Source organism: Bacillus mobilis, from assembly GCF_001884045.1.
GTDB lineage: Bacteria > Bacillota > Bacilli > Bacillales > Bacillaceae_G > Bacillus_A > Bacillus_A mobilis.
The window spans coordinates 285,973-309,880 of sequence record NZ_MACF01000046.1 but is presented as its reverse complement, the minus strand read 5'-3'; the positions used below and the strand labels follow the sequence as shown (position 1 = coordinate 309,880).

At 34.7% G+C, this 23,908-nt stretch carries 21 protein-coding genes and 1 riboswitch; of the genes, 9 read left to right on the top strand and 12 right to left on the bottom strand.

Features of this window, described 5'->3' with window-relative positions; translation table 11 throughout:
- Nucleotides 1-618: 618 nt before the first annotated feature.
- The gene (locus BAQ44_RS06765) at nucleotides 619-1,260 is read right to left on the bottom strand and encodes a diguanylate cyclase domain-containing protein (protein WP_063260474.1); all 642 of its coding nucleotides are present in this window, start codon (nucleotides 1,258-1,260) and stop codon (nucleotides 619-621) included.
- Nucleotides 1,261-1,424: 164 nt separating this feature from the next.
- On the opposite strand from BAQ44_RS06765, the gene BAQ44_RS06760 reads away from it, so the two are divergent.
- Complete coding sequence (locus BAQ44_RS06760) at nucleotides 1,425-1,658, top strand: SPP1 phage holin family protein (RefSeq protein ID WP_000939452.1); 234 nt, start codon at nucleotides 1,425-1,427, stop codon at nucleotides 1,656-1,658.
- A gap of 32 nt (nucleotides 1,659-1,690) precedes the next feature.
- On the opposite strand, the gene BAQ44_RS06755 is transcribed toward BAQ44_RS06760, so the two are convergent.
- Nucleotides 1,691-2,191: a hypothetical protein gene (locus BAQ44_RS06755; RefSeq protein ID WP_063260475.1), complete on the bottom strand. Its 501-nt coding sequence runs from the start codon at nucleotides 2,189-2,191 to the stop codon at nucleotides 1,691-1,693.
- Between the two features lie 421 nt (nucleotides 2,192-2,612).
- Between BAQ44_RS06755 and BAQ44_RS06750 the strand changes: the two genes are divergently transcribed.
- Nucleotides 2,613-4,154 (top strand): MDR family MFS transporter, encoded by a 1,542-nt coding sequence (locus BAQ44_RS06750; RefSeq protein ID WP_063260476.1) that lies wholly within the window; start codon nucleotides 2,613-2,615, stop codon nucleotides 4,152-4,154.
- Between the two features lie 90 nt (nucleotides 4,155-4,244).
- The gene (locus BAQ44_RS06745; protein WP_071721321.1) at nucleotides 4,245-4,802 is read left to right on the top strand and encodes a PadR family transcriptional regulator; all 558 of its coding nucleotides are present in this window, start codon (nucleotides 4,245-4,247) and stop codon (nucleotides 4,800-4,802) included.
- A 186-nt stretch (nucleotides 4,803-4,988) separates the two neighbouring features.
- Here the strand turns inward: BAQ44_RS06745 and BAQ44_RS06740 are convergent, their stop codons facing one another.
- The gene (locus BAQ44_RS06740; RefSeq protein ID WP_071721319.1) at nucleotides 4,989-5,420 is read right to left on the bottom strand and encodes an NUDIX hydrolase; all 432 of its coding nucleotides are present in this window, start codon (nucleotides 5,418-5,420) and stop codon (nucleotides 4,989-4,991) included.
- A 330-nt stretch (nucleotides 5,421-5,750) separates the two neighbouring features.
- Nucleotides 5,751-5,938, top strand: a riboswitch (cobalamin riboswitch).
- Nucleotides 5,939-6,066: 128 nt separating this feature from the next.
- On the opposite strand from BAQ44_RS06740, the gene metE reads away from it, so the two are divergent.
- Nucleotides 6,067-8,355 carry a 5-methyltetrahydropteroyltriglutamate--homocysteine S-methyltransferase gene (gene metE, locus BAQ44_RS06735; RefSeq protein ID WP_063260478.1) on the top strand — a complete coding sequence of 763 codons (2,289 nt, stop codon included), beginning with the start codon at nucleotides 6,067-6,069 and terminating at the stop codon, nucleotides 8,353-8,355.
- A 37-nt stretch (nucleotides 8,356-8,392) separates the two neighbouring features.
- On the opposite strand, the gene comJ is transcribed toward metE, so the two are convergent.
- Together comJ and nucA are read right to left on the bottom strand one after the other, a co-directional pair.
- Nucleotides 8,393-8,782: a competence protein ComJ gene (gene comJ / locus BAQ44_RS06730; protein WP_071721316.1), complete on the bottom strand. Its 390-nt coding sequence runs from the start codon at nucleotides 8,780-8,782 to the stop codon at nucleotides 8,393-8,395.
- 36 nt (nucleotides 8,783-8,818) lie between these two features.
- Nucleotides 8,819-9,253, bottom strand: a complete 435-nt coding sequence (nucA, locus tag BAQ44_RS06725; RefSeq protein WP_063260480.1) for a DNA-entry nuclease — start codon at nucleotides 9,251-9,253, stop codon at nucleotides 8,819-8,821.
- A 237-nt stretch (nucleotides 9,254-9,490) separates the two neighbouring features.
- Here nucA and BAQ44_RS06720 point away from each other — a divergent pair, with 237 nt between their 5' ends.
- A complete protein-coding gene (locus BAQ44_RS06720) occupies nucleotides 9,491-10,240 on the top strand; it encodes a DUF3967 domain-containing protein (RefSeq protein ID WP_063260481.1) in 750 nt (249 codons plus the stop codon).
- Nucleotides 10,241-10,293: 53 nt separating this feature from the next.
- Here the strand turns inward: BAQ44_RS06720 and kinB are convergent, their stop codons facing one another.
- The gene (kinB, locus tag BAQ44_RS06715; protein ID WP_061678304.1) at nucleotides 10,294-11,568 is read right to left on the bottom strand and encodes a sporulation sensor histidine kinase KinB; all 1,275 of its coding nucleotides are present in this window, start codon (nucleotides 11,566-11,568) and stop codon (nucleotides 10,294-10,296) included.
- 310 nt (nucleotides 11,569-11,878) lie between these two features.
- Between kinB and BAQ44_RS06710 the strand changes: the two genes are divergently transcribed.
- Together BAQ44_RS06710 and BAQ44_RS06705 are read left to right on the top strand one after the other, a co-directional pair.
- A complete protein-coding gene (locus BAQ44_RS06710) occupies nucleotides 11,879-12,079 on the top strand; it encodes a protein YkzT (RefSeq protein ID WP_000929281.1) in 201 nt (66 codons plus the stop codon).
- Between the two features lie 125 nt (nucleotides 12,080-12,204).
- Complete coding sequence (locus BAQ44_RS06705) at nucleotides 12,205-13,368, top strand: aminotransferase A (protein WP_061678305.1); 1,164 nt, start codon at nucleotides 12,205-12,207, stop codon at nucleotides 13,366-13,368.
- Between the two features lie 13 nt (nucleotides 13,369-13,381).
- On the opposite strand, the gene malR is transcribed toward BAQ44_RS06705, so the two are convergent.
- The 4 genes from malR to BAQ44_RS06680 all read right to left on the bottom strand — a co-directional run bounded on the left by malR (nucleotide 13,382) and on the right by BAQ44_RS06680 (nucleotide 18,150).
- Nucleotides 13,382-14,404 carry a maltose operon transcriptional repressor MalR gene (gene malR, locus BAQ44_RS06700; protein ID WP_061678306.1) on the bottom strand — a complete coding sequence of 341 codons (1,023 nt, stop codon included), beginning with the start codon at nucleotides 14,402-14,404 and terminating at the stop codon, nucleotides 13,382-13,384.
- A 280-nt stretch (nucleotides 14,405-14,684) separates the two neighbouring features.
- Nucleotides 14,685-15,527: a maltosaccharide ABC transporter permease MalD gene (malD, locus tag BAQ44_RS06690; RefSeq protein ID WP_001022594.1), complete on the bottom strand. Its 843-nt coding sequence runs from the start codon at nucleotides 15,525-15,527 to the stop codon at nucleotides 14,685-14,687.
- A complete protein-coding gene (gene malC / locus BAQ44_RS06685; protein WP_071721312.1) occupies nucleotides 15,528-16,826 on the bottom strand; it encodes a maltosaccharide ABC transporter permease MalC in 1,299 nt (432 codons plus the stop codon).
- A gap of 64 nt (nucleotides 16,827-16,890) precedes the next feature.
- Nucleotides 16,891-18,150, bottom strand: coding sequence for an extracellular solute-binding protein (locus tag BAQ44_RS06680; RefSeq protein ID WP_061678308.1), 1,260 nt, complete (start codon nucleotides 18,148-18,150; stop codon nucleotides 16,891-16,893).
- A 324-nt stretch (nucleotides 18,151-18,474) separates the two neighbouring features.
- Here BAQ44_RS06680 and BAQ44_RS06675 point away from each other — a divergent pair, with 324 nt between their 5' ends.
- On the top strand, nucleotides 18,475-20,235 hold the full coding sequence (locus BAQ44_RS06675) for an alpha-glycosidase (RefSeq protein ID WP_063260483.1): 1,761 nt from the start codon (nucleotides 18,475-18,477) through the stop codon (nucleotides 20,233-20,235).
- Nucleotides 20,236-20,273: 38 nt separating this feature from the next.
- On the opposite strand, the gene malL is transcribed toward BAQ44_RS06675, so the two are convergent.
- A complete protein-coding gene (gene malL / locus BAQ44_RS06670; RefSeq protein ID WP_071721310.1) occupies nucleotides 20,274-21,950 on the bottom strand; it encodes an oligo-1,6-glucosidase in 1,677 nt (558 codons plus the stop codon).
- 260 nt (nucleotides 21,951-22,210) lie between these two features.
- Between malL and BAQ44_RS06665 the strand changes: the two genes are divergently transcribed.
- Nucleotides 22,211-23,311: an ABC transporter ATP-binding protein gene (locus BAQ44_RS06665; protein WP_071721308.1), complete on the top strand. Its 1,101-nt coding sequence runs from the start codon at nucleotides 22,211-22,213 to the stop codon at nucleotides 23,309-23,311.
- 65 nt (nucleotides 23,312-23,376) lie between these two features.
- Here BAQ44_RS06665 and BAQ44_RS06660 read toward each other — a convergent pair whose 3' ends face one another.
- Nucleotides 23,377-23,886, bottom strand: coding sequence for an SDR family NAD(P)-dependent oxidoreductase (locus tag BAQ44_RS06660; RefSeq protein WP_000218416.1), 510 nt, complete (start codon nucleotides 23,884-23,886; stop codon nucleotides 23,377-23,379).
- Between the last annotated feature and the right edge of the window lie 22 nt (nucleotides 23,887-23,908).

Sequence of the window (23,908 nt, the reverse complement as noted above, 5' to 3'; positions counted from 1 at the left end):
TGAAAATTATATATCCTTCTATAAACTCCACACTCGCACCTTTTTTACGAAAATCATTGATATTATTTATTAATACTTGTCAAATTGTATTACTTGAAATTACATTTTACGTCTTTGAGCTCAATAGCAATTTCGTATCCATCTTTACATATACTTTTACTTGGCACTTTTTAAAACTTGTTCATACTATGTATTACATAAAAGTACAACGGAATTCATCACAGCCATAATAATTTGAAGAACAACAGTAATAATTCACCTGATAAAAGATGTTCGTTGTTCTCTCACGTCTATCATTCTATCATTCCCTTTCCGCTTTCTATCAAATAATTTCTTTGTTCATTTTACACAGTTTAAATGCTACCTTGCAACAACTTACAATTATTCTTATTATCCCCTAAAAAGGAAAAGTGTAGAGCATGCTTTCCTCTACACTTTTAAAATGAAACACATTGTGCAAAATGCATTGACACATCCATCATAATTATATGCTTATTCTATATATTTTTAAAGACTTTTATTACAATAAAAGTTCTTTTTGTAATAAAAGTCAAAAAAATGTTACATTTAAAACTTCTTCATTTCATATTTCTTTAAATCAAAGTTTCACTCATTTCCTTACAAATCCCTATGTTGGTACAATTGATTTTGTGCCTTTCTTAACAATTCTTCAAAAGTTTTTCCTTCTATTGGATAACTAGCAGCTCCAAATAATAGGGTTATACTTAACAAACCATTTTCTATTTCGCTTTCAATACTTTTCATTAATCGGTTTGTTATTGTCGACTTTTCATGTCCGTTATCAATCGCCACAATAACATACTTATTTTCATCCCACTTAGTAACGACATCTCCTTTACGAATTGTCTTTACAATCGTACTCTCCAATTTTTGTACTAGCACCTCCAATTTTTTTTCTTGCACTGTTTCTTTTAGTCCTTTCCATTCTTTCACAGAAAGAATGTACACTGTAATATTATGAGAATCCCGCTCTGATAAAGCAGCTACTTTCTCAAAGAAATCAACTACAAAATCATTACTTGCCATTCCTCCTACTTCCGTATCCAGACGCCCACTCGCTCTTTTATCATACCAATGTCCAAAATAATAGCTGAGTATCATTTGCAATATATAAATAATAAAGACGGTATAAAATGATCGCGAATCCAGTTTTGTAATTACATCCTGAAGCGCAATCCATTCTGTAACTGCCACTGTATTCCCAAGTAATAATCCACTAATTTTCCCTTTATGTTTCATACTTTTCCTCCCTTCTATACCAATATATGTTTCTATAACAATTATGTTTTTCTACAAAATAAAAAATGTACATATTGAGTGTACATTTCCGCTTAAGCTTGTCTACCATTTCTATTCCATTTCATATATATACTATATATCGTTTTTAGGAAGAGGTGATCTGTATGCTACAAAAAGAAAATCTATCAGATATTATACGTTTACTAGCAGGCTTTCTATTATCATTAAAATTACTGTTTAATTCTTTCGGAGTGAACTTTATTACCAACGATCAAATAGACGCTATTGTAAATGTTGCTTCCTTTCTTTTCATCCTATATTTTGGTTATAAAAATAATTATGTAGGAAAAAAAGGAATCGAGCAAAAAAAAGTACTCAAAAAACACAACCTCCATTAAAGAAAGGAACCTTTCGTACAGGTTCCTTTTTTTCATTGCCGCACTACAACTTCATTTGTTTGCAGTGGACCATATGATACTCCTTTATATTGAAATGTATATGTAGCCTGAAATAATGCGTTTTTAAGTGCTTTATCTTTATTTGCTTTTATTTTACAAATTAGTTCCACCTTCTCATTCGGTAACAAATTATCAATCCGCCACCTTACAAGCTGGAACAGGAACTCACTCATCCCCTTATCAGCCTTTAATGAGTTTGGAATATAGGCAAAATAATCTCGAATCATATGACTTACTACAACTCGTGAAATCATTTCCATTCCTTTATTTTCAACTTCCATTCGAATAATAAGTATGTCATTTACATCATAGGTCAGTTCATATGAAAATTTTTCTTTATACATACTACGGATTTGCAATGTAACTGCTACATTAGGACATTCGTTTTCCTTTTTTGAGCCATCAATCCATAACACCGGTTGTAGCGGTATTGAACGCCTTCCTTGATCCGAAATTCGTTTCCATATTTTCATAATAATATTCACCCCATTTCAGATGCATCATATCCATACGACCTTATTCTGCCTCTCTACACCATATTAATAAAGTTTGTTACAAACGATATATAATTATTACTCTTCCTTTTATCCTATTCGACAATGTAAAGAAAAAACCATTTTTCATCTGTTCACAGACGGTATTCTTACTGAAATATTTTTTTACAATTTCCTTCATTGACTTTATACCAATATTAAGTATTACTCACTCTTTCACAGTCCATACAACAGAATATTTTGACGGAAGAAAAAGTTTGCCTTTTAGTCAAATTTGACTATAATATTCTTTATGGCTTGTGCACTTGTGTAAATTGATTTGAAAGAACTATACTTTACATTTTTATGCGCTGCACTCAAAACTTCATATAGTTTACTTATTATTAAAGGAGGGTTATATTTGGAATCTCAATTATCAAAAACAGACTCCAACAATACAAAATTTGTTGTTGCAGGTTTATTACTTGGTATTTTAATGGCGGCAATGGATAATACAATCGTTGCAACAGCAATGGCAACGATTGTTGGAGACCTAGGAGGATTTGACAAGTTCGTTTGGGTCACGTCTGCATATATGGTAGCAACAATGGCAGGGATGCCTATCTTCGGAAAACTTTCTGATATGTACGGACGGAAACGCTTTTATATTGGTGGTCTTATTCTTTTCTTATTCGGTTCTGCACTTTGCGGAACAGCATCTAGTATTGAGCAACTAAGTATTTATAGAGCAATTCAAGGAATCGGTGGCGGTGCTCTTATGCCTATCGCCTTTACAATTATGTACGATATATTCCCACCAGAAAAGCGCGGAAAAATGACAGGGCTATTCGGTGCGGTTTTCGGGACATCTAGTGTATTCGGTCCTTTATTAGGTGCTTATATTACAGACTATATAAGTTGGCATTGGGTCTTCTATATTAATATTCCATTAGGACTTATCTCCTTCTTCTTCATTACTAAATACTACAGTGAATCTCTAGAATTTAGAAAACAAAAAATCGATTGGGCTGGCGCTATTACACTTGTTATTAGTATCGTGTGCTTAATGTTTGCCTTAGAACTTGGCGGTAAAGAATATGCATGGAATTCCACTGTAATTATCGGTTTATTTACAACAGTTGTTATTATGCTTATTATTTTCTTCTTCGTAGAACGAAAAGCAACTGAACCTATCATTTCTTTCCATCTATTTAAAAAGCCTTTATTCGCAGCTAGCCAAGGCGTTGCCTTTTTCTATGGTGCCGCTTTTATTATCTGTACTGTTTATATCCCAATCTTCGTTCAAGGTGTTCTCGGTGGTTCAGCCTCAAATGCTGGATTAATTTTAACACCTATGATGGTTGGCTCTGTAATTGGAAGCCAAACAGGTGGACAGTTAGCTTCTCGAACAAGTTATCGTAACATCATGGTGGTATCTGGTGTTTTCTTCGTAATTGGTATTTATTTACTAAGCACGTTAACAATGGATACACCTCGTCTACTTGTAACGCTATTTATGGTTCTCACTGGACTTGGAGTTGGTTTCTCGTTCTCAGTTTTAAGTATGTCTTCTATCCACAAGTTAGAAATGCGAGACCGTGGTTCTGCTACATCAACAAACTCATTCTTCCGTTCACTCGGTATGACTCTTGGTGTAACAATTTTTGGTACCATTCAAAATCATACTTTTACGGATAAACTAAACACTGTATTCCCTCCTGAACTAGCAAAATTAGCTCCAAAAGGTGGAGACACAAGTTTCTTATTATCACAAGGTGCTACCGAGAAAATACCAGCTGAAATATTAACTGGTATTAAAGAGGCTCTAGCAACATCTATTGCCAGCACATTCTTCTGGGCACTTATCCCCGCTGTACTAAGTATTATTTGTATTTTACTTATGGGAAATGAACGCCTCTTTACAGGTCCAAAAACGAAACAAAAACAAAAGCAAGTAAGTTAGTATAGAAAAAAGAAACGGCATATCCTTTATGAAAAAGGGTATGCCGTTTATAATATGTATAAAGTTTTTATTTATAGGAGTTGAGATAGCATGAGCATGAAATTAGTCATTCTCGGCTTGCTACTCGAAGGGGATAAACATCCATATGAAGTGCAACACATCATGAAAGAAAGACAAATGGATTGTTATATTAAATATGCAAAAGGATCACTTTATTACGCCTTCGAGCAATTAGAAAAGCAAGGTGCAATTAGTATTACAACTATTGTTCGAGATACGAATAGACCAGATAAAACAATCTTTCATATAACAGAAGAAGGTAAACAATTATTTCACAAGTTACTATTAAAACAATTCGAAGCAAAAAATCAAATATATAAACCAATTTATTCGGCACTCTCTTTCGCTCATTTTGGTGATGACCAAGAGTTAGTTCCGATTTTAGAAAAAAAGAAAAATGATACCGTTCAATATTTACATAAAATGCAAACTATTCATGATTGTAGCAAAGGACAAATCCCACGTGCACAACTATATATTTTACAAAGTGTTATTGAACATATTACAGTTGAATTGCAATGGTTAAACACCCTCCTTACAGATGCAGTTGCAGGACGCCTTTCAGAAATTGATAAAAATGAAGGTTGAGGTTATAAAGAAGCAACTGTAAAAGATAATAAAGTTATTTCATTTGATAATCTAAAACAAGCATAGCCCTGTTCTAATTTAGGACGGATTATGCTTGTTTAATTTTGGTTATAAGATACTTCACTGCGCTCAAAAATATAACAAGGATTTCTTCATCACCATAGTCCCATAATGGAAGATTATTTCTTAAAACTCTATATAAAAAGGTTGTCGATTTTCATCCAAGCTATATTCAATTCTTTGTCTGAAATTCATAAAATTCACCATCTCTAACGCCTGCTCAATAGGATAAAACCCTACTTCCAAACTTTCTGGTGTAGTCGTTAATTTACCTCCAACTGGTCTAGCTAAAAACAATGTGTTACATATTGAATGGTTCACATTTTGAAATACTCCACAAAATTTTAAAACCTCAATATCAATACCCGTTTCCTCTTTCGTTTCCCTTATTGCAGCATCTTTCAAAGACTCCCCTTCTTCAACTTGTCCACCTGGCATTTCCCATCCTCTTCTAGGTCCTTTAATTAATAGGATTTCATTTTGTTCATTCATTACAATTGTCGCTGCTGAAACTATATGTTTTGGCGGTGAATATATATTTTGTGTACTTTGTTCCAATTGAAATTCCCCATTTCTATAAACTTAGTTTATGTATCTTTATACAGAAATCTTGTTCTTTCTTGTAATAACTTACTATTTCAAAATGAACCATCCAATTCCCTTCCTCATTCCAAAATATGGACGAATTTTCAAATAACATAACTATCATCTTATCTCTGTACAAGTACATTTTCTTTGTATGTTTAACCGCGATTCACCCCCTAAAAAATCAGAAGAATCCGAATAATAAAAATAAAAAAACTTTAGAATTTTCTTATTTTAAAACAGTAGACAAAATTCCAAAAATTGTGTTAGAATTTGTTTCAATATCATATCGCTTGTTAAATTCCTTTCAAAAGGAAAATAGGTACACGAAAATTTCGTTTCGTGTTTAAAAGGGAAGATTGGTGAAAATCCAACACGGTCCCGCCACTGTAAATGCTGAGATTTCTTTTTAGTGCCACTGTGAAAACGGGAAGGTGAAAGAAATTATATGAAGCATAAGTCAGGAGACCTGCCTGTTTTAACAACACTGATAGATTCACGGATGATGATGAGGTGTTAAAACAAAAAGGAAGGCTTATTTTCTATGCCTTTATACTTTTTGTTATAGGTATTTCCTAGTAAACGGAAATGCTTACTTTCAATTAGGGAGGAATTTGAAATGGCAATTCAAACAAGTAATTTAGGTTATCCACGTATCGGACTACAACGAGAGTGGAAAAAAACATTGGAAGCTTTTTGGTCCAATAAAATCGATGAAGAACAATTTTTAACAACGATGAAAGAAATTCGCCTTCAACACGTTAAAGTACAGCAAGAAAAAGGGATTGAACTCATTCCAGTTGGCGACTTTACATATTATGATCACGTTTTGGATACTGCTTATATGCTAGGATTTATTCCATCACGTTTTTCTGAGTTTACATCTTATCTTGATGTATATTTCGCAATGGCGCGTGGCTCTAAAGATCACGTAGCTTCCGAAATGACAAAATGGTTTAACACAAACTATCATTATATAGTTCCTGAATATGAAGAGGGATTACAAATCTCTTTAAAAGATAATCGTCCACTTCGCTTATACGAAGAGGCAAAACAAGAATTAGGAGTAGATGGAAAGCCTGTTATTTTAGGACCATATACTTTCTTGAAATTAGCTAAAGGGTATACACAAGAACAATTCGCTACAATTTTAAAACAATTAGTTGCACCATACGTACAACTGCTTTCAGAACTACATGCAGCTGGTGCACAAGTCATTCAAATTGATGAACCGATTTTCGCTTCTTTAACGAAAGAAGAAGTACAACAAGCAAAAGAAATTTATGAAGCTATTCGTAAAGATGTTCCAAATGCGACTCTTCTTTTACAAACATATTTTGATAGTGTAGAAGAAAACTATGAAGAAATTATTACATTCCCTGTATCCGGTATTGGATTAGATTTCGTTCATGGTAAAGAAGGTAATCTAAATGCTATTTCAAAATACGGATTCCCAGCTGATAAAACTTTAGCTGTCGGTTGTATAGATGGCCGTAACATTTGGAGAGCTGACCTTGATGAAGTTCTTACGTTATTTACAACGTTACAAAAACAAGTCCAAACGAAAGATTTCATCGTTCAGCCTTCTTGTAGCTTATTGCATACACCAATCGATAAAACAGAAGAAACTCACTTATCGACTGAGCTATTTGATGCGTTAGCATTTGCAAATCAAAAATTAGAAGAGTTAGTTCTTATTCATTCCGCTCTGACTCAAGGTACAGAAAGCATTAGTAATGAGCTGGAAACATACCGAAATGTACATCATACAATTCGGTCGTCTGCTGCACGTAACCGAGAAGATGTGAAAGCAGCACGTACAGCACTAAAAGAAGAAGATTTTTCACGTCCTCTTCCATTTGAAAAGCGCTATGAATTACAACAAGTTGCCCTGGAGTTACCATTGTTACCAACAACGACTATCGGTAGCTTCCCGCAAACAACTGAAGTTCGTCAAACGCGAAAAGAATGGCGTAACGGTGTTATTTCAAATGAACAATATGAACAATTCATTGAAAAAGAGACAGAAAAATGGATTCGTTACCAAGAAGAAATTGGTCTTGATGTCCTTGTACATGGTGAATTCGAAAGAACTGACATGGTCGAATATTTCGGTGAGCGTCTTGCTGGTTTCTCATTCACTAAAAACGGTTGGGTGCAATCATACGGTTCCCGCTGCGTAAAACCACCTGTTATTTATGGTGATGTAGCCTTTATTAACGGAATGACTATTAAGGAAACTGTTTATGCACAAAGCTTAACAGAGAAAGTTGTAAAAGGAATGTTAACTGGACCTGTTACAATTTTAAATTGGTCCTTCGTTCGAAATGACATTCCAAGAAAAGAAGTTTCGTATCAAATTGCATTAGCTCTTCGTCACGAAATTGAATTACTTGAATCTTCCGGAATTCGAGTAATCCAAGTCGATGAGCCAGCACTTCGTGAAGGAATGCCACTAAAAGAAAAAGATTGGGACGCTTATATTACATGGGCAGTACAATCCTTCCTTTTAGCAACTTCTTCTGTAGCAAATGAAACACAAATTCATACTCATATGTGTTACAGTAACTTCGAAGATATTGTTGACGCAATTCGTGCATTAGATGCAGATGTGATTTCTATCGAAACTTCAAGAAGTCACGGTGAATTTATTGATACATTAAAACATACAACATATGAAAAAGGCATCGGTCTAGGTGTATATGATATTCATAGCCCACGTGTACCGAGTAAAGATGAAATGTATAAAATCGTAGAACAATCTTTAGAAGTATGCGATCCTAAATATTTCTGGATTAATCCTGATTGTGGTTTAAAAACGAGAAGAACAGAAGAAGTTATTCCAGCTTTAGAACACATGGTGCAAGCAGCAAAAGATGCTCGTTCCCTGCTAAAAACAAACGCATAACAAAAATGGGTTATCCTTTTTGAGGATAACCCATTTTTTATTCTTTACTTTCAAAAAAGAATTCGTATTGTATTTTATATAATTCATCATCCGTTGGTTCTTCAAGAGGAGTTGCTTGTAATACAACTGTATACTCACCATTTGGAATAGGGATTTGAAATTTATTTGAAAGAATACTTGTTACAACGATACATTCATTTTCAACTGTGAAAGGAACTGTAACCGTTCTAATCACTTCTTCTTTTTCAATATGTTTCCCTTGGGTCACTTTTACTTCACAAGTATAATCAGAGAGTGCTTCAAAAATAACAGTTCCATCCGCCTTCGCATAACCTCTTTCAAAATCTTCATCTGTCCAGTCAACGTAAGGCTGCTCACCGTCATAGTTCATCAACATTAATTGCGAATACGAAATTGTTAACTCCATCGTTCCCCTTCTCCTTCATTATGAAATATGCAACTACTACTTTACGTCAAATTTCACACGTGTACCATCTGGGTATTTGTCTAACTTATTTCCTACCCAAGACCCTGCCCCGCGGTTATCCGCTGGACTTATATATTCAATATGTGCTCCTTTTCCGCCTTCTTTACACATCGCCATTGGCCATTCATCACGATCATACCCTTTTTTTGATGGATATGGAGCTAACGATAATTTTCTTCTATCCGCAGCACCACCACGGTCGATTGTACAAACTTCTGAATGTCCTTCTTTTATAGCATCCGTAATATGTTTCCCTGTCTCTGGATATCGCTCTTTCGGAAATTCTAGAACTTGATCATACGCATTTGTTTTTTTGATACTTGTTTCCCCTGGAACAAGTACTTCATAAACCGCTACTACAATAGAAAGAATTGCAATAATTGAAATGATAATACCTTTTAATTGCTTCATGTATACCTCCATGATTCTACCAGTTTCTTTTCCTCAGTTATTATAACAAACTTCTCCTGTATATGTTTTCAGACATTATTTTAGCTCTTCTTCGCCATTCCGCCAAAAAACTCTCATTTTCCTTCATCTTTTCACTAATGCTGTAGAAAACTAATAACCTTCCGACATTCTTTTTCAAAGGAAGTCCTCATAAAAGATTGAAATGATATATACGATACTTTTTGGGGAGGAAATATTATGGAAGCTACCTATAAAACGAAAGATGTCACGAATAAAACAGGCATCCCAAAACATATAGTTCGCAAATATAGTCAACTGTTAGAGGAACATGGTTATATGATTTCCAAAACAGCTGATGCTCGTATTTATAAATTGGATGATTTAAAACTATTGAAATCTATACATGAAAGAGCTGCTACATTGCAAGAAGACATTTCAGAAACAATACCCCTTATTTTAAAAGAAAAAGAGGCCCCACCTGTACCAGTTATACAAGATACGCAAGAAATACAACCGAAAGAAAAAGAAGATGGGCGTAACTTTGAGGAGTTCATGTTAAAGCTTGAAATGCTCGCTCAATTAAATGAAGCAATTATTCATCAAAATTCTACCCTTATTACCCAAAATCGTTTAAAAGATGAAAAGCTAGATGAATTGATGCAACAAGTCTATGTAAAAGAAGGCTCTCAAGAAAAAATGCTACAAGAGTTAGTAGATCATGCCGCTCAAACAGATGCCCTACAAAAAGAAAAGATGGACTTATTAATGAATCATATGTATAAACGAGAATCTAAGCAAGAAGAAAAAATGAATAAACTCGTAAATCAAATTTATAATAAAGACAGCAACCGCGATGCACAACTTATGCAAGTGATTCGTGAAATTCAAGAAACAAAACGATTAGTCGCAGCTTCAAAAGAACAAAGCTTTTTCCAATCATTTAGGAGTTTATTTAGCAGAACAAAAGAAGGAAAAACAACTGAATAAAATAATATATTTTTTCCTATATAAAATAAAAAGTTACCTTCCAACGGTAACTTTTATTCCTTATTTCGTACAGCTGGCAATATAATAATCGCTTCCGTCCCTTTCCCACTTTCGCTTTTATATTCCAGCGTACCATTATGCGCTTGTAAAATACTAAATGTTACCATAAGCCCTAATCCTGTTCCTTTTTCTTTTAAAGAATAATATGGTTGTCCTAGCCTAGCTAACTGTTCTTTCGTCATTCCAACACCACTATCTTTAACTCTTATTACAATCGTTTCATCTTTTTGCATAGCCGTTACTTTTAAATACCCTTTATTTCCTTGAATTGCTTCAATACCATTTTTAACAACATTCATAATAGCTTGTTTCAATTTCGTCTTATCGCCAATCGTATAAAGACTTTCAGAAATCTCAACTTGCAAATATACACCTTGCATCGCTGCAAATGATGACATAAGAGTTGTCATTTCTATTAATTGAGCGGATAAGCAAATGTGTTCTTTTTTCTCAATTTGTGGCCTTGCTAAATTTAAATAATCTGAAATAATTTGTTCTGCCCGGTCCAATTCTGCTAAGACGAGACGCATATAATCCTTATTCTTCACATCTTCCGTACTTTCTAGCAATTGAATAAAGCCACGAACAACAGTGAGCGGATTCCGAACCTCATGTGCAACACTTGCTGCCAACTCACTTACAATATTAAGCTTTTCTGACTTTTGCATCTCTGTACGTAGTATTGCATTTTCATTTAAATATTCTGTTAAGTACACCTGAAATACCATTGTCATAACCATAATAAGCGAAGCAAATATATATCCGCTATATATGTGCGAAATATGCGGTGTAAACCCCGTTTCTAACAGAACAGTAATTATGCCAATCACTAGAGAAACAAGTACGTACAATGATGAAATCATAAATGCTAAAATTAGCTTCTTATCTCTTGAAAATAGAGACCATTTCTTTGATAAAAATAATGGAACGATTAATAGAAATATTACTTCTATGACTGGAAGAAGGTTCATTCCTTTTAGTGCCCATTCATATGCAACAAAAATAACGGCCGGGATTAAACCAACAATCCCACCATATAAAAAACCACTAACAATCGGGATTGGGTGAAAGTTATACCCACAAATGTCACCAAAACAAATAGAGTATGTCATGGAGAGAACGAGTGTAATGCTAGATAGAAACATAATAAAGTAGCGGTTCGGCTTCGGAGGCATTTCTTGATAACGATTTAGGCGAATCGCTTCATATAAAAATAGTGGCAAAATAATGATGGCAATTTGGATCATTAAATCACGGATAAGCTCCATAGCCTCTCATCCCCTATATGTATTTTGATATGATTATATCATTTTACGGCTTTATTTGTTTTAAAATTTTGATTTTTCTTAACATATTTGTTAATTCTTTGTTAACATCACATAATAATTGTTACAGATTTTCGAAATGAATGTAAACCCTGTACCAAATTTCTGCCTGGCAGTATACAATGAATACGGATTACAAAGAAAATAAAAAAATACTTCATGAGACGGACAACTATAGCAAAATACAGCATATAATCCATACTATCTATGTTTACAAATAAGTGATCATTATTTTAGTAGGAGGAAGATAAATATGGCGGGTACTACGCTTGTTTTAAAAGAAGAAAATTTGGTCGTTCTAGAAAATGTTGAAAAATCGGTATATGAAGAGTTACAGCATAAAACAGGAGATGAAAATTGCACATGTGCTGTGAATGAATCAGTTGTTCACCTTGGCAAAGTATCCTCTGTACTATGGAATGAAGATGAAATAGATTGGGAGTACGGATATTAAAAAGTCGCTTATAGCGGCTTTTTTTTTCTATTCTCTCTCTCTTTCTACATAACATATACGCAAGCGAAATCATAGAAAATATGTTAAAATGAACTTAATTTTCAAACGGAAGAAAGGGAGATACAATGGAACAATTCATTAATCCTAGAGTAAAGGACATCCAAATTTCTGGAATCCGTCAATTCTCTAACATGATTCAAAACTATGATAATCTTATCTCTTTAACAATTGGACAACCCGATTTTCCTACACCTTCTCTCGTAAAAGAAGCGGCAAAACGGGCTATTACAGAAAATTACACGAGCTATACACATAACGCTGGTTTATTAGAATTACGCAAGGCAGCTTGTAACTTTGTAAAAGATAACTACGATTTACAGTATTCACCTGAAAACGAAACCATCGTTACAATCGGTGCCAGTGAAGCTATTGATGTAGCATTCCGAACAATTTTAGAGCCAGGAACAGAAGTTATTTTACCTGCGCCTATTTATCCAGGATACGAACCAATTATTCGATTATGCGGCGCAACACCTATTTTTATCGATGTTCGTGAAACTGGCTTCCGTTTAACAGCCGAAGCACTAGAAAATGCTATTACAGAAAAAACAAGATGCGTCGTTTTGCCGTATCCTTCTAATCCAACTGGTGTAACTTTATCAAAAGAAGAACTACAAGATATTGTAGATGTTTTAAAAGATAAAAATATTTTCGTCCTTTCTGATGAAATTTATAGCGAACTTGTATATGAACAAAAACATACGTCTATCGCTCATTTCCCAGAAATGCGTGAAAAAACTATCGTCATTAACGGTTTATCAAAATCTCATTCTATGACTGGCTGGCGTATCGGTCTATTATTCGCACCAAGCTATTTAGCAGGACATATACTAAAAGTTCATCAGTACAACGTAACGTGCGCTACTTCAATCGCTCAGTATGCTGCAATTGAAGCATTAACAGCTGCTAAAGATGCACCAAAAATGATGCGTCATCAATACAAAAAGCGCCGTGATTACGTATATAATAGACTCATTCAAATGGGCTTAACAGTTGAAAAGCCCACAGGTGCATTTTACTTATTCCCATATGTTGGGCATTTAACATCTTCATCATTTGATTTTGCACTTGATCTTGTAAAAGAAGCTGGATTAGCTGTCGTTCCTGGGACAGCATTTTCTGAATATGGTGAAGGCTATCTTCGCTTGTCCTATGCATATAGTATTGAAACTTTAAAAGAAGGCTGCGATCGATTAGAGGCCTTTCTACAACAAAAAGCTAAGAGTTAAACTCTTAGCTTTTTTATGCATAATGATCACAAGTTTGGCGCTTCAGTAATTTATGAGGAATAATAATACACTTTGCAGTAGACTCCGCATTCTCTACTTTATCCACTAAAGCTTTTGCTGCCTCATACCCTAGTTGATATATATTCACATCAACTGTCGAAAGTGGCGGACTCGCAATTTCTGATAATAAAGCATTATTAAAGCTTACAATAGAAACATCCTTCGGTACAACGAATCCTTTTTTAGAAAGTGCACTTAACACACCAAGTCCAATTAAATCATCCGTTGCCACAATTGCTGTCGGTGGTTGCTTCAGCCCCATTAGCTCCTCAACGGCTTGTTGACCACTTTCTCTCGAAAAATCAAAATGTAAAATATACTCTTTTGGTAATACAATGTCTGCTAATTTTAAAGCATCACTCATACCAGCCAAACGATCTCTCGTTACAAGTAAATCTGATCCACCGCCGATGAACGCGATTTGTTTATGACCTAATGAAATCAAATATTCTGCTACTTCTCTTGCAGCTGTATAATTGTCATTATCTACATATGTAATTTCATCTTTTCGATCATACGGTTTCCCGATTAAAACAAACGGGAAATTTTGTTCATGCAAATATTGAATAATCCGATCATTCTCTCTTGAATATAAAAGAATAATGCCACCAATTTGGCGTCCCTGTACCATCTTTACAACACCATTAAAAATTTCATCTTCCGTTTCACCTGTCGACATATAAAGCGCATACCCTTCCACATGTGCAAATGAACTAATCCCTCTTATAACTTCTGGGAAAAACGGATTTTGAAAAGCTTTACTTGCAGAACTTGGCATAACAAGTCCAAGTGTTTTCGTTGTTTGGTTAGCTAGATTTCTTGCGTTTAAATTGGGATGATACCCTAGTTCACTCATTACTTTCCGAACACGACGCTTTGTTTTTTCACTTATACTTGGATTATCAGCAATTACACGAGAAACGGTAGATGGTGCTACATTAGCCTTCTTCGCCACATCTTTAATTGTAACTGTCATAAAAATCCCCCTCCTCTCACTTCTCTGTCATTTTTTATATTTTAATCTTGCACCCGTTGCAAGTAATAGGAGAAGTCATTAACTTTTATTGAGTCTATCTTGTAAAACCTATCATATTCTCCCTCTCCATGTATTGTAAGGGATATAGCTCTTTTTTCCTATACAATAATATACTATTTATTTCACTTCTTTTCATATGTGATGTCAAATCTCTTTTCATCGCCCTATAAAATTTTTTATAGGGCGATGAAAAGAAAAATGGGACGTAACGTCCCATTTTTCATCCTTTCGTACCTCCAGCAGTTAAACCAGAGATAAAGTATTTTTGTAGTGATAGGAATAAAATTGAAATTGGGATTGCAATCAATACTGAACCCGCTGCGAACGTTGTAAATTCATTACCAAATTTCTTCGCTACCATTTCATATAAGCCAACTGCTAACGTATAATTTTCTGGTGTGCGCAAAATAACACTCGCTAAAATGAAATCTGTAAATGGACCGATGAAAGTAAATAACGCCACAACCGCTACGATTGGCTTTGCAAGTGGCATAATGATTTGCCAAAAAATACGGAAATGTCCTGCCCCATCCATACGAGCTGACTCATCCAATTCTTTCGGAATCGTATCAAAATATCCTTTCATAAGCCATGTATTCATTGGAATTGCCCCGCCTACATAAATTAAAATTAATGCAAGGTGCGTATCGATTAACCCTGTTAACTGTGCTAATACGTATAGAGCGATTAGCGCCGCAAAGTTCGGGATCATTTGTAGAATTAAAAATGTTAATAATCCATTTTTTCTTCCAACAAAACGGTATCTTGAAAATGCATAAGCAGTAAAACTAATTGCTAACACTGAGAAAATCATCGTTATAACACTTACTTTTAATGTGTTTTTATACCATAGTAAATAATTACTATTCTCTAAATCTAATAACTTACGATAATGATCTAACGTTGCATTTTGCGGAATAATACTTGATCCAGATAAACTATCTCCTGGATTAAACGATGAGCCAATAATCCATAATAACGGATAGAAAATGATGGCACACATTACGAAAATAACGAAATAACTTAATGAGAGACGTAACATCTTTTGTCTTTTAATATTCATTTACATCATATCCTCTTCTTGGAATGATTTTGTTCTCTTAAATTGCCATAACGCAACTGTAATAACGATTAACGATAATATCATTGTAAGAGCTGCTGCTTTCCCGTACTGCGCTGAAGTCATCGTTAACTTATAAATCCATGAAATTAAAATATCCGTTCCACCTGCGTCTTGTCCAGCTACAGCAGGACCTCCGCCGTTAAATAGATAGATGATACTAAAGTTATTAAAGTTAAACGTATATTGCGTAATTAATATTGGTGCTGTTGCATATAGAACAAGTGGCAATGTAATTTTACGAAACTGTTGCCAAGCTGTAGCTCCATCTACTGTAGCAGCTTCATATAACTCCCCTGGAATCGATTGCAGTATACCTGTTGTCATTGCAAAGACGAACGGGAATCCAAGCCACGTTTGAATCATAATTAAAGCGATTTTTGCCCAAAACGGATCTGTCATCCAAGCAATCTTTTCGATTCCAAATAACGCCAATACTTGATTGTTAATTGCTCCAAATGTTTCATTAAACATACCAGAGAAAACAAGAATAGATACGAATGCTGGGACCGCCCACGGTAAAATGAAGATTGTTCGAATAATTGCCTTCCCTTTAATACCAGGCTGATTTACGATAATCGCTAAGAAAATACCAAGCGCAACTTGTAATGTCGTTGCAACGAATGTCCAAATGACAGTCCAAGAAAATACGCTTAAAAATGTCTCTCTCCACATCGGTAATGTAAAGATATCAATAAAGTTTTTGAAGCCCACCCAATCTACTAATTTAGCTGGAGGAGAGTGGTATAAATCATAATTCGTAAATCCAATTAAAATTACGAAGATGATTGGAAATACAACTACAAAGATAAGTAATAGAAAACCTGGTGAAACCATTAAATATGGAAAACCTTGATCTAGTAAATTACGGTATTGCTCTTTTACAGAGTTTAATGGGGTTCCTATATCACGTTTCTTCCCGTTTTGGTATGCATCATATAAATTAAATGCATATATTCCGAGTCCAAACACGATGACAATGAGTGCCAAGATTCCTTCTACTAATAGAAAGACAGAATGGTCACGTGGAACTTCTGTACCAAGCGTTACAATTCCCCATAATCCCATATTTAATAAATCAGCAAATGCTACAATAAATGAACCTGTTAATACTAGAAAAATAAGACCTTTTACAAATTGTTTATTATACATTTGGCCCATGCCTGGAATGATTGATAACATGGTTGCCATTTTCCTATGTTTTGAACCGTTTAAGCCGTTTGCTGGTTCCAATGTTTGCATGTTCCTTCCCCCTTTTTTCTGGGAGAGAATTCGTGCCTCTCATATTAGAGGCACGAATTTCACCTTATTTTTGCTTACTATGGTTTGCCTCAATATTACCTTTAATTAGCTTCACAGCATTATCAAGTGCTGCTTTTGGTGCCTCTTTCTCCGTAACAACTAATTGAAGCGCATCTCCAGCTGGTTTCCATACTTCTTGCATTTCCGGAATGTTTGGCATTGGAATTCCATTTTCAGATTGCGTTGCAACTGCTTTTGCAGCTTCATTATCTTTAATAATTGGATCTTCCATCACTGATTTTACTGGAGGAATTTCTTTTGTTTTCTCAAATCGAATTTTTGCGTTTTCTTCATTCGTTACCCATTCAGTGAACTTTGTAGCTAAATCATTTTGTTTAGAGAAACTTGTTACATGCCATCCTTTAACCCCAACAAACGTTTTCATTGGTTGACCATTTGGTAATTTTGGCATTGGAGCAACACCATAATCAATTCCGTTCTTTTCCATTGCTTGGAACGCCCATGGACCATTCATGATAGATGCTGCTTTTCCTTCGTTAAATAGTCCATCAGCAGCAGGTCCACCAGATTCACCGATAATACCTTTCGGGAATAACTTTTCTTTGTACCATTTTTGAAGGTATTCCGCACCTTGTACTGCTCCGCTATTATTTAATCCAACATCACTTGCATTTGGCTTTCCATCTTTTTCACCAAACACATAGCCACCCATACCTGCCATGAATGCATTAGCAAAGTAGAAGTTATCTCCTAGTGTTAAAAATCCGTACTTGCCATCCTTCGTAAATTCTTTCGAGAAGTTAAACAGCTCGTCCATCGTTTCTGGTGCTTTTGGCATTAATTTTTTATTGTAAATAAAGATTGGTGTCTCAATTGCTTTTGGTAAACCATATAATTTCCCGTTATATGTCTGTGCTGCTATTGATGAATCAGTAAATTTACTCTTTACAGCATCATCAGCTTTCACTTCTGAAAGTAAACCTTCTGTTACTGCGTTTCCGATTTGATCATGTGGCAATGTTACAACATCTGGTCCAGTCCCCGCTGGTCCATCAAGGCGTAACTTCTTCACTTGATCTGTCATTTGCATTTCAACAACTTTTACTTTTACTTTATATTTTTCCTCAAAACTTTTCACTGCTGGTTCTAAAGCAACACCTTTTTTATCATCTTCCCAAACGAGAAGATCGTAATCTTTCTTTGCTTTACTTTCTTCTTTCTTCCCTGAATCTTTCGGTCCACATGCAGATAACATACCAATTGATAATGCTGAAATCGTTAATAATGATAATGCTTTCTTCATCCCAAAAACCTCCCTAAGTTGTATATGTACCTTACTAATTGAAAACGTTTGCATTGAATGGTTTAATAGAAGCGCAAACAATATCTCAATCTATGAAAACGTTTGCGCTATTTGTCTATCATTATACATTCTTTTATTCATTTTGCAAATATTAATTTTTAAAATATTATTACTATACTCCTTATACATTGACTTTATATGAAATGAATACTACTCTTATAAGCAATATTAAAGCTATGCAAAAGGCAATCGTTTGCAACATATGCTTTATTATTACACGTAAGGGAACAATAAGTATGGAGATATTAAAGGGGGATTTTCTATATGCTTAAAGAAGCCATTTATCATAGGCCAAAAGATAATTACGCATACGCTTACGATGAAAAAACGATTCACATCCGAATACGTACTCAAAGAGACGATGTTCAAAGCGCCACTCTTATTTACGGTGATCCTTATGACTGGAAAGACGGGAAATGGATTACATCAAATACACCGATGAAAAAAACTGGTTCTACCGCATTGTTTGATTATTGGTCCATTTCTATCGAACCGAAATTTAAGCGCTTACGTTATGGATTCGAATTAAAAAATGATACAGAAACGCTTATTTATTCAGAACGCGGATTTTTCTCTACCATTCCAAATGATGACGTTGGTAACTTTTTCTGTTTTCCATTTATTCATGCAAATGATGTATTCAAAGCACCTTCTTGGATTAAAGAAACCGTTTGGTATCAAATTTTCCCAGAACGGTTCGCGAATGGTGATCCTGCACTAAATCCAGAAAACACTCTTCCTTGGGGCTGTGCTGAGCCAACTCCAACTAATTTTTTCGGTGGAGATTTTGCTGGTATTATTCAAAACCTTGATTACCTTGTGAAGCTTGGAATTTCAGGGATATACTTCACACCTATTTTCAAAGCACATTCAAACCATAAATATGACACAATTGACTACATGGAAATCGATCCGCAATTCGGGACGAAAGAAACGTTCAAAGAACTCGTTCAGGCATGTCATACACACGGTATAAAAGTAATGCTCGATGCCGTGTTTAATCATAGTGGATACTTTTTCGATAAATTCCAAGACGTGCTAGAAAACGGTGAGAAGTCTGCTTATAAAGAGTGGTTCCATATTCATGAATTTCCGATTAGAACTGAGCCACTTCCGAATTATGATACTTTTGCGTTTACACCGTATATGCCTAAATTAAATACAGCACATCCTGATGTAAAAGAATACTTACTTGAAGTTGGGCGTTACTGGGTAAGAGAATTCAATATAGACGGTTGGCGCCTTGATGTAGCAAATGAAGTCGATCATAGCTTTTGGAGAGAATTCCGAAGCGAGATAAAGACATTAAATCCTGAAGTATATATTTTAGGAGAAATTTGGCATGATGCACTTCCTTGGCTACAAGGAGATCAATTTGATGCTGTAATGAGCTATCCTGTTACAAACGCTCTACTGTCTTACTTTGCTAACGATTCCATTAAAGCAAATGAATTTATGAAACAAATTACAGAATCTCTACATTCCTACTCTATGAACGTAAATGAAGCAGCGTTTCATTTATTAGACAGCCATGATACACCAAGAATATTGACAACATGTAACGGAGATAAAAATAAGTTAAAGTTACTTTATGTATTCCACCTTTCTTTCATCGGCTCTCCTTGTATTTATTATGGAGACGAAATTGGTATGGACGGCGGTATGGATCCAGCTTGCCGCAAATGCATGATTTGGGATACGAAAAAACAAGATCATACATTATTTACACATGTACAAACATTAATTTCATTACGAAAGCAATATAAAGCATTTGGAGGACATGGTACTTTCCAATTCATCGAAGCAAATGATGAACATAATTATATTTCTTATACGAAAACATATGAAGATGAAACTATCTTTTTCGTTTTAAATCCGACTGATAGTGAAATCACTGCTTCCCTCCCTCTCCATGTTACTGGAAAGAAAATCATTAACATTTATACAAACGAAGAATTTTCAGCGGAAGCAAGTGTATTACAAGTTACACTTCCTCCATATGGATTCTCAATCTTAAAATGGTAATCAAAAAAGCCTTATACCAAGTGGTATAAGGCTTTTTCTTATTTCAATTTAAATACCATCGCTTCATACGGACGTAATGTCATGTTATCTATCGATACATTCTCTACGTCGTAATTGTGTATGAATAACTCTGCTTCACTATACTTAATGTCCTCAGGCAATTCAAATACACATTCTTCCGCCGTAAAGTTTGCAATGACAAGAAGTTTTTCTTCTCCATATGTTCTTACGTATGCAAAAATAGAAGGGTTATTCTCTAATATTAAATCATATGATCCATACACAATAATCTCATTATTTTTACGTAACTCAATTAATTTTTTATAGTAATAATAAATTGAATCTTTATTTTGGATCGCTTGTTTCACATTGATTTCTTTATAGTTAGGGTTTACCGTAATCCAAGGCTCACCTGTTGTGAATCCAGCATGATTCTGATCATCCCACTGCATCGGTGTTCTAGCATTATCTCGGCCTTTTATATAAATAGACTGCATCACTTTATCTATATCTTCACCGCGCTCTATCACTTTTTCCTTATACATATTTAATGTTTCAATATCTCGATATTCATCAATCGATTCAAATCGAACGTTTGTCATTCCGATTTCTTCTCCTTGATAAATATACGGTGTTCCTTTCATCATATGAAGTACCGTCGCTAACATTTTAGCAGATTCAATGCGATACATTTCATCATTACCAAAACGAGATACAACGCGAGGCTGGTCATGGTTATTCCAATACAGGCTATTCCATCCAGTATGCTCTAATGCTTTTTGCCATTTCGTTAAATTCTCTTTTAAAGTAAGGAGTGAACATGGTTTTACATCCCATTTCCCGCCTTCTCCTGAATCTAAATCCATATGTTCAAATTGGAATACCATCTGCAGTTCTTTTCGTTCTTCCCCAGTATACATTTTCGCCTCTTCTGTCGTTACACCAGGCATTTCACCAACCGTCATAATATCATAATGAGACAATACTTCTTCATTCATTTCATGTAAATATTTATGAATGTTTGGGCCATTCATAAAATGCTTATGGCCTGAAACATACCCCTCTTCTTCTGTTTCTACAGCTGGTAAGCCCTCTTCTTTAGAGATAAAATTAATAACATCCATACGAAAGCCATCAATTCCTTTTTCTAACCAAAACTTCATCATTTCATAAACATCTTGTCTTACCTTTTCATTATCCCAATTTAGATCCGGCTGTTTTTTAGAAAACAGATGTAAATAATATTCATCTGTCATTTCATCATACTTCCATGCTGATCCACTAAAAGCTGCGCCCCAGTTGTTCGGCTCTTTTCCTTCTTTTCCAGGACGCCATATATAGTAATCTCTATATTTATTATCTTTTGATTTACGTGACTCAATAAACCAATTATGTTCGTCAGAAGTATGGTTAACAACTAAGTCCATCATAAGTTTCATATTACGTTCATGCATTTCATGTAGTAGCTCATCCCAATCTTCCATCGTTCCGAACTCATTCATAATTTTACAATAATCACTTATATCATAACCATTATCATCATTTGGAGATTCATAGACCGGCGATAACCAAATGACATCAATCCCTAATTCTTTTAAGTAATCTAGCTTTGAAATAATACCACGAAGATCTCCAATACCATCACCGTTACTATCCATAAAGCTACGAGGATAAATTTGATATACTACACTTTCTTTCCACCATTGTTTTTCCATTATGCTACCCCATTTCATTAATAATTCGATTTTCTTTTTTAAGGCGCAAACGTTTTCATTAATGAATGATAACAGATTCTATCTTAATTTAAAATAGCGCTTACAACTTTTGTTCTTATTTTTCTAAGAAAACATATGAAAAGTACTAATATTCCTCCAATAAATGAAAACGTTTTATTTTTTTGTTTATTTTTTAAATCTATTAGTTTATAATGAACTCAAAGAAAACGTTTGCATAATTATTTCTAGGGGGAAATACCATGGCAGAACTGAAATTAGAAAACATTTATAAAATATATGATAATAACGTAACGGCTGTAACAGACTTCAATTTACACATTCAAGATAAAGAGTTTATCGTATTTGTCGGTCCTTCTGGATGCGGAAAATCTACAACATTACGAATGGTGGCTGGGCTTGAAGATATTTCAAAAGGAGAGTTTTCAATTGATGGTAAGCTAATGAATGATGTCCCTCCAAAAGATCGCGATATCGCAATGGTCTTCCAAAACTATGCTCTATATCCACATATGAGTGTTTATGATAATATGGCATTTGGATTAAAACTTAGAAAAATACCAAAAGATGAAATCGATCGTCGTGTGAAAGATGCAGCAAAAATTTTAGGACTGGAACAATATTTAGATAGAAAACCGAAAGCATTATCTGGTGGACAACGTCAACGTGTTGCGTTAGGTAGAGCAATTGTTCGAGACGCGAAAGTTTTCTTAATGGATGAGCCTTTATCCAACTTAGACGCTAAATTACGTGTTGCAATGCGCTCAGAAATTTCTAAATTACACCATCGTCTTGGAACGACAACAATTTACGTAACACATGATCAAACAGAAGCAATGACAATGGCTTCACGCCTTGTTGTTATGAAAGACGGAAAGATTCAACAAATCGGAACTCCAAAAGAAGTATATGAAACACCTGAAAATATCTTCGTTGGTGGATTTATCGGCTCTCCAGCGATGAATTTCTTCCGTGGTAAATTAACTGAAAACGATTTTGTTATAGACAATACAATAAAGGTCAAAGTATCTGAAGGAAAAATGAAGATGTTACGTGAACAAGGCTATGTGAATAAGGAAATTGTTTTAGGCATTCGCCCTGAAGACATTCATGATGAACTCTTATTTTTAGAAGCTTCTCAATCTACTACTTTCAAAACAAAAATCGAAGTTGCTGAGTTACTTGGTGCTGAATCTATTTTATATATGAAACTTGGAGATCAAGATTTTGCAGCACGTGTTGATGCAAGACATACATTTTCACCTGGTGACGAAATTAAACTAGCATTTGATATGAATAAAGCGCATTTCTTTGATAGTCAAACGGAACAACGTATCCGTTAAAAATAATTTTTCCCTATATAACATACAAAAAAACCGTCCACATATTTTGAGGGCGGTTTTCATTATTATACGAGGGCTTCTACTGTATGAAATGATTGTCCTTTCGTGCCAATAATACCGAAAATCGGTAAGTCACTCAGCACCACTTCTTCTTGCTGTTTCATAAAAGATGACGTTAATTGTTTTATCTCTATCCAAACGTCATTAATACAAAGTACATTGGAATCGTTCTCTTGTTGGCGAGAAAAAATAGAATCTATTTTATATAAACCAGCATTTTGAAAAAGCATATCAATGCGACTGAATGCATTCAAAGTAATACTGATAACGCGTTGCCAATCTCCTTGCTTTTCCATATCATAGGATACAAAAAGGGCTTCTCCGCCTAGATTCGTAATTTCCTCCACTGTTGCTTGTCCACTTTCTTGATCAATGTCCGTCACAATTACTTTTGCGCCTTGTTTAGCCAACAAAAGAGCTGTATTACGTCCAATACCGATGCCACCGCCAGTTACGATAGCAACTTTTCCTGCAAGCTTCATTTTCATTACCCCTTCTATAAGTCTTACCGTTATTCAGTATACTGCTTTATGAGAT